General features: G+C 39.5%; 12 protein-coding genes. All 12 read right to left on the minus strand.

Annotated features, from left to right (window positions below; translation table 11 throughout):
• Positions 1-14: 14 nt before the first annotated feature.
• The 12 genes from AC27IJ_RS18635 to AC27IJ_RS18690 all read right to left on the minus strand — a co-directional run bounded on the left by AC27IJ_RS18635 (position 15) and on the right by AC27IJ_RS18690 (position 12555).
• Entirely contained in the window at positions 15-719 is a 705-nt protein-coding gene (locus AC27IJ_RS18635) for an SIS domain-containing protein (RefSeq protein WP_312444403.1), read from the minus strand.
• 88 nt (positions 720-807) lie between these two features.
• Positions 808-1629, minus strand: a complete 822-nt coding sequence (locus AC27IJ_RS18640; RefSeq protein WP_312444405.1) for a PTS system mannose/fructose/sorbose family transporter subunit IID — start codon at positions 1627-1629, stop codon at positions 808-810.
• Entirely contained in the window at positions 1610-2413 is an 804-nt protein-coding gene (locus tag AC27IJ_RS18645; RefSeq protein ID WP_312444407.1) for a PTS mannose/fructose/sorbose/N-acetylgalactosamine transporter subunit IIC, read from the minus strand. Before AC27IJ_RS18645 ends, AC27IJ_RS18640 begins: the two co-directional genes overlap by 20 nt.
• Positions 2414-2429: 16 nt before the next feature.
• A complete protein-coding gene (locus AC27IJ_RS18650; protein WP_312444409.1) occupies positions 2430-3323 on the minus strand; it encodes a PTS sugar transporter subunit IIAB in 894 nt (297 codons plus the stop codon).
• 367 nt (positions 3324-3690) lie between these two features.
• Entirely contained in the window at positions 3691-4506 is an 816-nt protein-coding gene (locus tag AC27IJ_RS18655) for a MurR/RpiR family transcriptional regulator (RefSeq protein WP_312444410.1), read from the minus strand.
• Positions 4507-4864: 358 nt separating this feature from the next.
• Positions 4865-5914 carry a Cfr family 23S rRNA (adenine(2503)-C(8))-methyltransferase gene (locus AC27IJ_RS18660; protein WP_487150154.1) on the minus strand — a complete coding sequence of 350 codons (1050 nt, stop codon included), beginning with the start codon at positions 5912-5914 and terminating at the stop codon, positions 4865-4867.
• Positions 5915-6076: 162 nt separating this feature from the next.
• Entirely contained in the window at positions 6077-7555 is a 1479-nt protein-coding gene (locus AC27IJ_RS18665; protein ID WP_487150156.1) for an Lsa family ABC-F type ribosomal protection protein, read from the minus strand.
• Positions 7556-8077: 522 nt separating this feature from the next.
• Complete coding sequence (locus tag AC27IJ_RS18670) at positions 8078-8446, minus strand: hypothetical protein (protein ID WP_313260605.1); 369 nt, start codon at positions 8444-8446, stop codon at positions 8078-8080.
• Positions 8447-8951: 505 nt separating this feature from the next.
• Positions 8952-10250 (minus strand): O-acetylhomoserine aminocarboxypropyltransferase/cysteine synthase family protein, encoded by a 1299-nt coding sequence (locus tag AC27IJ_RS18675; protein WP_312444417.1) that lies wholly within the window; start codon positions 10248-10250, stop codon positions 8952-8954.
• Positions 10240-10878 (minus strand): ABC transporter permease, encoded by a 639-nt coding sequence (locus AC27IJ_RS18680; protein WP_312444418.1) that lies wholly within the window; start codon positions 10876-10878, stop codon positions 10240-10242. Before AC27IJ_RS18680 ends, AC27IJ_RS18675 begins: the two co-directional genes overlap by 11 nt.
• Positions 10878-11648 carry an ABC transporter ATP-binding protein gene (locus AC27IJ_RS18685; RefSeq protein ID WP_313260600.1) on the minus strand — a complete coding sequence of 257 codons (771 nt, stop codon included), beginning with the start codon at positions 11646-11648 and terminating at the stop codon, positions 10878-10880. Before AC27IJ_RS18685 ends, AC27IJ_RS18680 begins: the two co-directional genes overlap by 1 nt.
• Positions 11649-11652: 4 nt before the next feature.
• Positions 11653-12555, minus strand: a complete 903-nt coding sequence (locus AC27IJ_RS18690; protein ID WP_487150160.1) for an ATP-binding protein — start codon at positions 12553-12555, stop codon at positions 11653-11655.

Raw genomic sequence — 12555 nt, forward strand, 5'->3', positions numbered from 1 at the left:
GGCATTCTTTGTTTTTAAATATGCCAGATTTTATCTGCATATTTCTGTTCAAGAGTATTATTGAACTCTCTTCCACCGTCTATATTAGCGCTCTTGTAAACCGGAGGCTCATATCCTTTCGCCATCATATCTTGTATCGCTTCATAAATCATTTGCTGCAGAAGAAGGCATGTGCTGAATGAAGAGGTTCCGCAAACTTTGTAGTCCAACCCTTCAACTTCTAAGGCAGCATCCCCAAATGTGGAATGGTTATCCAAAACCACATCTGCGAACTCATATAAAAGCTTACCGGAAGAATGTCTGGAAGTGGAACCTTTTGATACATCCAGTGCAGTTACCACAATCAGCTTGTTACCTTTTTTCTTTATGTAATCAGCCATTTCTATTGCAAACGGGTTTCTGCCGGAGTTTGATATCAGTATGAAAATATCATTCTCCCCTATGTTCACCTGGCGCATTAAAAATGGGGCATTTCCTTCCACACTCTCATACATTCCTTCTGCCTTGTCACGGATAATCTTGCTTGGAATCAAACCTCCGGCTCTTCCGCATACTTCAATTGCACCTGCATATGAATGCCCGCTTCCAAATGCCTGCAGGATTCCTCCGTTTCTGATAGAATCTGAAACTAATATGGCCGCCTTATGAATGTGCTCCTGTTCAGATGCCTCCAGTTGTTCCATAATTTTTCTTGATTTGTTAAAAAACTCTAATCCCATAATATCTCTCCTAACTGTATAATTTAATTATCCACCATTCCCTGACCGGAATATTTCTGTCTTCTGCCGGGAACGGTATGTTGTCTGTTTATCCTAAAAATCCAATTGCAGCAAAAATGATGGATGCTGCCATAACAATCAAAATTGCCTTCGTAGAGGTCATCTTTTTCTTTCCAAGTAAAACATAGATTGCAGCTACAATCAGAACAGGAACAAGGCTTGGCATGATCTGATCTAAAATGTCCTGTCCTGCCAAAGTGACATCTCCCGATGTAAAGGTTGCTGTAACATTCGCGTTTACTACAGTCGGAATCAAAGCACCGACCACGGTAATGCCAAGCAGTGTTGCCGCACTTGTCAATGCATCCAGCTTATCTTTTGCTGAGGCAATTAATTTTGTACCCTCTCTGTATCCTATTCCTACGGTGAAATAACGAAATGCCATGATTGCTATATTAACCAATATCCAGATTACGACACCTGTTACATTACCCTGCTGTCCCATATAAGCGGCTATAGAACCACAAATCGTTGGTATCAGGACTCCAAATATGGTATCACCAACACCTGCAAAAGGCCCCATCAGACCTGTTTTAATACCATTTGCTGTTTCAACCCCATCTGTGCTGCTGTTTTTTCCCTCTGCCTCTGTTGCAATATCAATACCTAGTATAAATCCGCCCATATGGGGAGTCGTGTTAAAAAACTGCACATGATTTCTCATTGCTGCTTTTAAGTCTTCTTCTTTTTTATATAATTTTCTCAAGACCGGGAGTATGGAATACAGATAGCCTATTGCCATCATTTTTTCATAATTCCATGTAATCTGTGATGCCAGAATCCATCGTTTGCTCACACTTTTTATATCCTGGCTTGTAATCTTTTCCTGATTAGTCTTCATATTCTCCATCTAACAATCCCTCCTGAACTGCACCCTGATTTACTACAACAACGTTCTGGTTTTTCGCCGCCTCCTGCTTAAATGCGATGATTGCCAGTGCCACTCCCATGATTGCCACTCCAACCATTGGCACTTTTAAATACGCTGCTGCAATGAATCCAATGAGCAGATAAGCAATATAATTTTTAACAGGAAGATATCTTAAAAGGATTGCAATACCCACTGCAGGAAGCAGTCCTCCTGCAACTGACAGACCGCTCATTAACCATTCCGGCATATGCTCTGTAATGGCATTAACAAGATTCTGCCCGAAAATCAGCATCAGGAAAACTGGAATCGCTCTGGAAAGCCCCCACGAAAAAGCTCCCAACCATGTATTCCTTGCCATCCCCTTAAAGTCCATTCTTTCGATCGCTGCTTCGACTCTTTTGGAAAAGAATACATTGGAAAATCTTGCAAGGACATCCAGCTGTACCATTAAGAGTCCTACAGGCACCGCCAGTCCCATACCAAACTCCATTCCCTTTCCTGACGTGATTGCAAATACGGTCCCAATCATCGCACCAGTCACATAATCAGGTATGGATGCCCCTCCATATGTACCTACTCCAAGGATCATCAGCTGAAGAGTCGCCCCTACTGCCAGTCCGGTTCCTATATCCCCCATAACGATACCGGTAATCGTCCCTATGATAACCGGCTGGTTTGCAAATATAGATGTAGATAAGCCTTCACAAATAAAAAAGAAAGCTAATAATGTCAATACTATTATCTGCCACACTTGAATTCCCATTCCCTATGCCTCCTTTTTAATTTATAAAAGATGTAAATTTCTTCTTATCGTCATTCGGTACCATCTGGGCATATACCGACACGCCGGATTTCTCAATATCCTGAATATCCTTAATTTCTTCCTTCGTGCAGTAAACGGATTTAAATATTTGTTTCCGTCCGTTTTTCACTCCCATGTTCCCAATGTTTACTTCTTTTACTTTGACCCCTGCTTCAAGAAGCTCACGGATTGTATTCGTCCTCCTTACAATGAGGAATACTCTCTGTCCTGTGTAAGAACCTTTGTTCAGCTTCCTTGCTGCAGAAGCTACTGACAGGACACTTAGCCTGATACCTGAGGGAACTGCTGCCTGCAGAGCCTTTTTGCTGATCTCATCGATCAAGATGTCGTTGTCTACTATCATAATTCTTGTGACGCCAAGGGTACGTGTCCAGTAAGTTGCCACCTGGCCGTGAATCAGACGTTCATCCAGCCTGAAATTCACAATCCCGTTATTTTCCACCGGCTCAGCAGATTCAGCAACTTTCTCTGTCTGTTTTGCGGCAGATATCCCTTCTCCGGTAATTATTTCTCTTGACTGTTCAATCGCACTCTCCAGCGTATCACCTATACTCAATGCAATCAGCATACCCAGACATAGTCCTGATACCAGCGCAACAGATGGATACTCATGTCTTATCACAATTGCAGCATTATAAGGTGTCCCCCCCTTTATGTCGGTAATAATCGCCTGACACTGTTCTGCTCCTTTTTCCCCAAGAATCTTTCTGTAAGCATTCTCAACCGATTCTTTCGTCATTTCTTCTGTAAAAGTCACTACTATAAACTGGGGTGCTGCTCCAGTAATCATTTCGCAGCTCTTTTTACAAGCCTCAGCATATTCGCCATGCGAAGCAATAATATAATACATATCCCTTCCTCCTAACGTTTTCACTCAACACATCACGACCCTTTCAATAAAAACTAACCTACTCTCAAGATAAATTTTGTAACAGGAACAAAAATATCCGGTCTTTGTATTGGCAATGTCATCCTCCCCATAATTCTACGTTCATTTATAACCCTTGAACATCTCTTACTCCTTTCATGCCTAAATTGAACAATTTATTATGCATAATAACTTGCAATTTATTATAATTAAAATCAATTCAAAAATCTTTAAATTTCGCTTTTTGGAAACTTTTTTAGCAACTTCACCTTAATTATTCAAACAAAATTTGGTTATTTCTCACAAAAAAGACAGACTCTTCATGAAAGTCTGTCTTTTCTCGGTTTATCTATTCTTCTATTTTCTTTTTCCTGACTTTTCTGTAGACGTCTACAATCAGATCCACAACTATACGTTCAAGAATCAGATGATTCTGCACATCCGTCGTTAAATGATATAGGACCGGGTATGTGATACAGGGGTCATATGCAGCCTCTTTATTCGAAGTAATGAGCGCTATCCGACCCTTCGTTTTTTTGATAAATAATTTGGATGAATTCAAAGCTTTCAACCCATCCCTATAAATATACTGTCCAGAATTAGAAAATATAATAATCAGAGTATCCTCGTCTGCCTGATTAATAAATTGTTCTTGCTTTATATCAAAAAGATTTGTTTTTATATATTTCCTTTCCTCAGCAAACATATACATAAAATCCATAGCAACCGTTTCCGAATAAACGGCTCCGAATGCAGCAACTTTATCATAATCATAAATTGCCTCTGCCAGTTTTTGAATCTGCTCCATGTTAATTCCGGACAGAAAATTCTTAATATCGCCAGAAAGGACATTCAAATATCTTTCAATTCCTTGTGCTTCAATGAACTCGTTCATCGACAATTTTTGCTCATTTCCAGTATATTTGCTTCTTTTCTTTTCATTCCTCACATTATCCCTAAACTCTTTGTAATCCTCAAAACCAAGGCGCTTTATAAATTTAGAAAGTGTCGACTTGGAAATGTGGCATTTTTTTGCGACCTGGTCAATCGGTAAAAATTCAACCTCGTATATCATATCCAGCAAACTTTTCGCGATATGCGCATCTGTAGAACCAAACTCACAGTCATTCAGTAAATTCAACAAACGATAAGCAACAATATACATCCATCATCCTCCCGTATCTCAGTATACTTCTCAAAAATTTTCAAGTTTCATTGGGTGCCCTTAGCTACAATGAAAGAAATGCTATTTTTCTTTTATAATAAGTATATTGTATATTACAAATTTATCAACTTCTTTATCCTCGGCAATCACCGAATAATCTTAATTGCCTTTTCACAGTTCCTTTCCTTCTTCATTGATGCGGCTATCCTTTACAGTACCTAAAGAGCTGTTTCCGCTTGCCCGATGTCATAAGGCCAGGAAGTTCACTTTCATGGTTCACCATGAATCCTCTCACCGTCCATATAAAAAGCAGACCTTCCCCTTGTCGCGAAGATCTGCTTTTTTTGACTTAACTTAATTATTTTTTATATACAGTTAATTCATTTTCATAATGCAACTGTCCGCATGCAGCGCTAATTTCAGAACCAAATTGTGTTCTAATAGTTACGCTGATACCAGCTTTCTTTATGATACTGCAAAATTGCTTGATAGCACTTGAAGATTGAAATTTTAAAGTAGTTTTGTCTGTAGAATTATAAGGTATTAAATCAATGTGATATAAATGCCCCCATGAACCACGATTTTTCAATAAACCTACAATTGCTTCTGCATGATCTTTGGTATCATTAATTCCTTCAAGCATAATATAAGCAATAAACACTCGCCGGCCCGTATGAATGATATGTTCATCTAATGTTTTCATTACCTCATTCAATGGAAATCTTTTATTTACAGGCATTAAATGGCTTCGTTGCTTATCAAATGGTGAATGAAGGGAAAAAGCCAGATTTACTTGTGGAAATTCTTTGGTCAATCTTTGAATTCCCGGTATAATGCCAATTGTTGAAATAGTAATTCTTCGCTGACCTAACCCAAATAAACTTTGATCCGTTAAAATTTTTACTGCATCAAATAACTCCGGATTTGCAAAAGCCTCACCCATTCCCATAAACGAAACACTATTCAGTTTATGGTTATTAAAATGGAAATAAAGCAATTGGTCCGTTATCTCATCAGCAGTAAGATTGCGTTTTAATCCAGCACTTCCCGTTGCACAAAAACGACAGCCAAAACCACAACCACATTGGGTAGATATACAAAACGATTCCCAACCTTGTTTATATTTTAATCCAACAGCTTCTATTTTTTCTCCATCGGACAATTCGAACAGCAGTTTTTCAGCTTGTTTGGAATCTTGTATAAAAACAGGTTTTGCACTGGATACACAATTTCCAAACTCAATTATTAAAGCCTTCCTTAACGCTTTTGGCAATATATACATATTATCGAAACTAGCTATTCTTTGATGAAAAATAGCTTTTGTAAGCTGTTCATACCTATAATCAGGTAATTTTAAATTTAATACTATTTGTTTCATTTTTTCATATTTTGTTTTTGTCTGATTCACGCAGGCTTCCTCCTCACTTTTAATCGTTAGGAAGCAAAGCCAGTATGATTAGCGACTTATACTACTCCATGCAAGCGTCGCCCAAAACATCCGGCTTTGCATGGAGCCTATTGTGTGTTGCTATTATTAACTCTTTAAACATATTAATTTCCTTTTCTGCCTTTACAATTTAATTGTTTTTGTTGCTACATTTTCACAAAATGTTCTGTCATGCTCAACAAACAAAATAGTAAGTTCGTGTTCAATTAATAATTTCTCAATCTGCATACGTGAAATGACATCAATAAAGTTCAATGGTTCATCCCAAATATATAAATGCGCCCGTTCACACAGACTTTTAGCAAGCAATACCTTTTTCTTCTGTCCACCGCTAAAATCTTCGATATGCTTTTCAAATTGTTCTCTTGAAAAATCAAGTTTTCTAAGCATCGATTTAAATAAACTCTCGTCTATACCGTACTTATCTGCATACTCAGATAAATCACCATATAAATCTGAAGTATCCTGTGAAACATAGGAAATGATTAACTTGTTGTTCTTTCTTACAATTCCACTGTGGGGGATGCTATCTCCATAAATCAATTTTAATATACTTGATTTTCCACTGCCGTTCTTTCCTTGAACAGCAATTTTTTCACCTTGCTCAATAGTGAAATTTACTCCTTCACAGACAATTTTATCATCATATTTAATTGCAACATCTGAAAGCTCTACAAGCATTTTATCATGGAACGTAAACGGTGCTAATTTTAAGCCTTCATTCGATTCAATATTTTTAAGAAGCTTTGATTTCTCCTCAATCATGTTTTGTTGTCTGGCCTCTATATTTTTAGCACGCTTCATCATTTTTGCAGCTTTATGTCCAACATATCCTCTATCTAATTTGCTCCCGGAATTAGTGGTTCCATACTTGCTGCTTTCAACACTATTTGACCACGTAGTTGTCCGTTTCGCTGAGCTGGACAGTCTGTTAATGTCTTTTTTTAATTTTTCATTCTCTGCCAGCTCAAAACCATCTTGTAGTTCTTTGTTTCTCCACCATGAAGAAAAATTTCCTTTTTGTATTTCAATATTAGATTTATTAATAGATAAGATATGGTCAATACAATTGTCCAAAAAAGACCTGTCATGGGAAATCAGAATAAACCCTTTCTTTTTTTTCAGGTAATCACTCAGTTTTTGCCTGGCTTCAGTGTCCAAATGATTGGTAGGCTCATCGATCAATAAGAAGGAGTTCTCCTTCAAAAACATAGCAGCCAACAGTGCTTTGGTCTGCTCTCCTTTCGATAGCGTATAAAACTGTCTATACAAAGTATCATAGTCCATATCCAGCAATGATAATTCTCTTTCTATTTCCCAATCCATTGAATTCGGACTGATCTCCCTTATGACATCTATGGTAAAACTGCTTTGTTCCTGTACCTCATAAGGAAAGTATTCAAAAGTCACATTAGCTGAAATGCTTCCGCTATATTCGTATTTCCCAAGCAAAAGATTTAGAAAAGTAGTCTTCCCTCTTCCGTTTCTTCCCGTAAATCCCAATTTCCAATCAGTATCAATTTGAAAGCTTACATTTTCAAATATATTGTCATAGCTACCTTCATAAGCAAAGGTTAGGTTTGCAACATTTATTAAAGACATCTTTTTGTCCTCCTCTGAATTTAATCGTATAAATAACAAAGTCGGAACAATAGGCGACCTTATTATTACTCCATATAAGTGCCGCCTGTAGTATCCGACTCTATATGGATATAAACATGTGTTAGCAAAGTGTCTTTATTTATCATAATATTATTCAACCTCCTTATTCGAATTATATAAAAAATAAGAGCTGCAAGAATTAATTATTCTTACAGCTCATAAATATACATAGTTAAGCTAAACATTATAGCACAACACAAGTGTATATATTAAGAGAAAAAAAGAATAACTTTCTTGCATGGGTACAACAAAACTAACAGGACGCTCCTGTTTCGCTTTGTATGAAATGTACCGGAAAAATTAGCAAGAAAAATTAATCATTTTTTCACCTCAAATTATTTTTTATCATTGTACTATTATTTGCCGAAAAAGTCAACAAAGAGTGTACCAAAAAAAATGTTTCTTATATGTTGACCTTAAATTCTTATAGGCAGTATAACCAGCAGCTTTTATTAGCAAGGTTTACGGTGTTCGATTCGAGATTTCGTTTTCTATAAAGTCTTTGGAAATATACATTGCTCTTATGATAGGGGAAAATCGCCTGTATTGAATCGTTTCTTTGTCAAATTTGATTTGAGCCTTCTCGGTTTTGCTAATGATTGATAGCACAGGTGGTAATGCTTTTACTAAATCTGTTTTAGTATACAATCCAATATTACTGTCATTTTCTATCAAAGCTTTTGAAATATACAAAGCCTTAATTCTATTTTTTAATAGAGAATACTGTGATGTACCATCTGCAAATTTTAATTGCATTTTTTCACAATTATTTATGGTAGAAGATATGAGCTGTAATGCAGCATCTAGTTCCTTTTGTGAATAATTTTCCATATATTTTTCCTCGCAACCGTCTCAACATTCCTTGAAATTATAATATGATGACTATAGCATCTGGTATCCCCTTGGAGTCAAGGTATATAGAAAAACTCTTGCCACTACAGCCTATTCTTTTTTGTAAAATCATTTTCTTCATTATAACATGGCAATTCACATTTTTCGATGTTTTGTATAATAAAATTCACATGCCAGATGGTAAGCAGATTTTACTGCTTTCACCTGGCATATGTTTCACATTCGTTCTTTTATTTAAGAATTCATTTATGGGGTGAATCTATACTAATCTGATCTTCCCGGCAAATTCCCAGCTGATTCCTCTATCTTCTGATTGGTATAGTACCTCTTGCGCCCCATCAGCCCTCTGTTTTCAATACTCTATTGCGTAGTTTCTATTCAATGGAAGAAACATATGCCACTAAAAGGTATACGAATGGCAGGAATATTTCGACTTCCCAATAAAAGATGCCTCATATATTCCTGCCATTTTTCCTGAATTCCCCTATAGCGAATCCAATGCCTGCCTCAAATCTGCGATAAGATCCTCCGCATCTTCAATGCCTACGGATAAACGAAGTGTATCATCATAAACTCCTGCTTTTTCCCTTTGCTCCTTCGACTGTCCAAAATGTGTGGAGGTTGCGGAATGTACGATCAAAGACTTTGCATCCCCCACGTTTACCATGTAATCGAAGATGCGAACCCGCTCCAACACCTTCTTGGCTGCCTCCAGACCTCCTTTTAAGCGGATGGACAGGATCGCGCCCGGACCTTTTGGAAAATATTTTTTCGCCAGGTTATAGTAAGGGCTGCTCTCCAATCCAGGATAGGATACCTGCAGGATCTGCGGATGGCTTTCCAGGAATTGTGCCACCTTCAGGGCATTTTCCACATGGCGTTCCATGCGAAGGGACAGGGTTTCCATACCCTGCAGGAGATAAAAGGCATTGGTCGGGCTGAGATGGGATCCGAAATCCGTCAGATACCGGATACGGAGCCTCTTGGTAAAGATGTTTTTTCTCAGTTCTTCCTCTCCGATTGAATCCTTATACTCTTCATAAAAAGAATCAAACTGAGGGAATTTCCCGTTATGCCAATCAAAGCCTCCCTTTTCCACCACAAGCCCCACGATGATAGTACCATGACCCGCCAGATATTTCGTAGCGGAATAACATAAAATGTCGGCACCGTGGTCGAAAGCTTTGATGAGATAAGGAGTTGCAAAGGTATTGTCAATGACTAAGGGAATGCCGTTTTCATGGGCAAGCTTTGCGATGGCCTCAATATCTACGATGTTCATTCCCGGATTTCCGAGGCTTTCAATATAAATGGCTTTTGTTTTCTCATTGATTGCTCGTTTATAGGATTCAATATCGTTTTCGTCCTCGATAAACCGGCCCTTGATTCCGTATTCGGGCAGGATTTTATTCAGCAGGGTAGTGCTCCCGCCGTATAAAGTCTGAACCGCCGCAATCTCATCCCCCGCTGTTGCAAGATTCAAAAATGTATTGGAGATGGCTGCCATACCTGAACTTAAGGAAAGGGCTGCACTTCCGCCCTCTAATGAAGCGATTCTTTTTTCCAGTACATCATTTGTGGGATTGGAAAATCTCACATAGGAATGCCCTTCCTCCGAATAGTCGAAAAGCCTGGTACAGCGGTCAAAATCACCCAGTTCAAAGGCTGCAGTATGATAAATCGGTACCGCTTTAGAACGGTAATGCTCTTCCGGGTTATATCCCGCGTGGAGCTGCCTGGTCGTAAAACCGAGAGAACTGTCTTTGTATGCTTCATAGCTCATGTTTAAATCCCACCTTTTTGTATAATATTGATTCAATCATCTGAAGCAATCCATCTGCCGCCCATGCGATGCCGGCGCAAAAGATCGTGCCCCAAAGGATTTTATAAGTATTCATTGTACGAAGCCCATCAAAAAGTATGGTACCCAGACCGCCGGCATTGATGGTGGCAGCAATGGTTGCGATACCGATCGTAGATATGATCGCCAGATGAATTCCAGCCATAATTACAGGCAGTGCAAGAGGCAGCTTCACCTTGTATAAAATCTGCCACTGGTTCATTCCCATTCCCAGAGCAGCTTCCAGAACCGGCTCATCCACCCCCTTTAGTCCCGCCATGATATTGCGGAGCAAAAGAAACTGGTTATAAAGCACCAGAACGAAGATCGCCGTATTTCTGCCTATTCCCATAATCGGGATGAGTATTGCAAAGAGCGCAAGGCTGGGTATGGAATAGATGACACTGAAAATCTGGATTGCCGCATTTACCAGCCGCTCCGACCGAATGCTCAGCAGGGTGATGGCAAAGGCCAACAGGATGGAAATAATCAGTGTGATTCCTACGATCTGTAAGTGCTGCACCAAAGCAGTCAGTAATTTTTCCTGATATGTACTTAAGTAGTCTATCATCAAATCCCTCCCCTATCCGAAAGAATATAGTTCTTTCCGGCGGTTCTGATCAGAGCCTCAACAAACTCATCAGCGGGATGAGCTGTGATCTCTCCGGGAGTATCGAATTGCTTCACCTTTCCTCTATCCATGATCAGTACCCGTGTGCCTAGTTTAAAGGCTTCATTAATATCATGGGTTACAAAAAGAAAAGTCTTTTTCGATTTCTCATGGATTTTAAGAAGTTCATCTTGAAGATTTTCCCGATTAATTGCATCAATGGCACCAAAAGGTTCGTCAAAGAGCATTACCGCCGGATCTCCCGCCAGCGCTCTTGCCAGCCCGATTCTCTGCTGCTGTCCGCCGGAAAGCTGTGCAGGATAGCGGGATTTAAACTCCTTCGCCTCCAGATTCACCAGATGGAAAAGCTCTTCAATCCTGTCGTCGATCCGCTTTTTTTCCCACCCTAGAATCTTGGGAACAGTGGCGATATTATTATAAATGGTCATATGAGGGAAAAGTCCGATCTGCTGAATGACATACCCGATCCCTCTTCTCAGCTTGACAGGGTCCATTTCTTTGATACTGCTGCCAAACAGTCTGATCTCACCGCTGTCGGGTTCAAAGATACGGTTTATCATTTTTAACAGCGTGGTTTTTCCGCAACCCGAGGTTCCCAGTATTGTGATAAGTTCTCCTTCCTCAATACTTAAGTTCACATTTTCCAAAGCATTATAGTTTGCCTTGGGAAACCGTTTATTGACATTTATAAATTCAACAGCAATAGCCATAGCCTTATCTTCCTTTCAGCGACAACGCATTTACAGGGCAACTCTGGACGCAGACCCCGCAGCCAACACATTTTGATGCATCCTTTTGGATTTCCCCTTCTTTATAAAATACTTCAAAGCTGCAGCGTTTGACGCACTTGCCGCATTGGATGCACTTTGATCGGTCGAAATTGATAATATATGAGGCCTTAGGCCAGATTCCCAGACTGTTTCTTTTCTTCTGGCCTCGGAACAGGTAGCAGCAGTCTCCGCAGCAATTGCAGATCCCGTTGGGATTTACCGTATGCATCAGCCCTGCCTGATCGGCCTTCCTTACGATTTCCTTTGCCTTCTCCTTATCGATCTGTTCTGACAGGCCCCGGTGTGCAAAGGAGTTTAAGCCGTTTTTATAGGTAATACAGGTCTTTGTGGGTAAACCGCAGTCTCCCCGCAAGCTTCTGCAATCGCAGTAATTGAGATAAACCGGCCGCTCCTGTTTATCGATGAAATCAAGCACCTCATCCAATGGCATTACTTCATCCGCCGTAGGGGGACGGTCCGGTTCCGGATCCAATCCGCTGCAGTAGGCATCGAAATACCACTCGTCCAGAGCCTCTCTGTCTTCTTTGGAAAAGCTTCGATAGGTTTCCGTTTCCGATATGGAAAAGATATCAAGCCTGTTATAAAAGTCCGATATCCGGAATGTTCCTTTTTCTTCATCCGCCAGAGACACAATACCTCTTTTATAACTGTTCTCCAAAAAGCCCTTAGGATCGGAAAAGCCCATGGCTCTTACATCTTCTTCCGAAAAAACCTTCTGTTCCATCCGGCTTACAAAATCGATCTCCTCTGATGTAAATAATTTATCTAAATTGGAATATGCAGCTTCCGGAATTTGAAATTTCTTTATGAATACAAGGTTCTTCAT

It is taken from the genome of Lacrimispora sp. YZC11, from assembly GCF_057543815.1.

Coding starts and splice junctions, on each gene's coding strand:
- AC27IJ_RS18635 (WP_312444403.1), bottom strand. CDS start 719: ATGGGATTAGAGTTTTTTAACAAATCAAGAAAAATTATGGAACAACTG.
- AC27IJ_RS18640 (WP_312444405.1), bottom strand. CDS start 1,629: ATGGAGAATATGAAGACTAATCAGGAAAAGATTACAAGCCAGGATATA.
- AC27IJ_RS18645 (WP_312444407.1), bottom strand. CDS start 2,413: ATGGGAATTCAAGTGTGGCAGATAATAGTATTGACATTATTAGCTTTC.
- AC27IJ_RS18650 (WP_312444409.1), bottom strand. CDS start 3,323: ATGTATTATATTATTGCTTCGCATGGCGAATATGCTGAGGCTTGTAAA.
- AC27IJ_RS18655 (WP_312444410.1), bottom strand. CDS start 4,506: ATGTATATTGTTGCTTATCGTTTGTTGAATTTACTGAATGACTGTGAG.
- AC27IJ_RS18665 (WP_487150156.1), bottom strand. CDS start 7,555: ATGTCTTTAATAAATGTTGCAAACCTAACCTTTGCTTATGAAGGTAGC.
- AC27IJ_RS18670 (WP_313260605.1), bottom strand. CDS start 8,446: ATGGAAAATTATTCACAAAAGGAACTAGATGCTGCATTACAGCTCATA.
- AC27IJ_RS18675 (WP_312444417.1), bottom strand. CDS start 10,250: ATGAGCTATGAAGCATACAAAGACAGTTCTCTCGGTTTTACGACCAGG.
- AC27IJ_RS18680 (WP_312444418.1), bottom strand. CDS start 10,878: ATGATAGACTACTTAAGTACATATCAGGAAAAATTACTGACTGCTTTG.
- AC27IJ_RS18685 (WP_313260600.1), bottom strand. CDS start 11,648: ATGGCTATTGCTGTTGAATTTATAAATGTCAATAAACGGTTTCCCAAG.
- AC27IJ_RS18690 (WP_487150160.1), bottom strand. CDS start 12,555: ATGAAGAACCTTGTATTCATAAAGAAATTTCAAATTCCGGAAGCTGCA.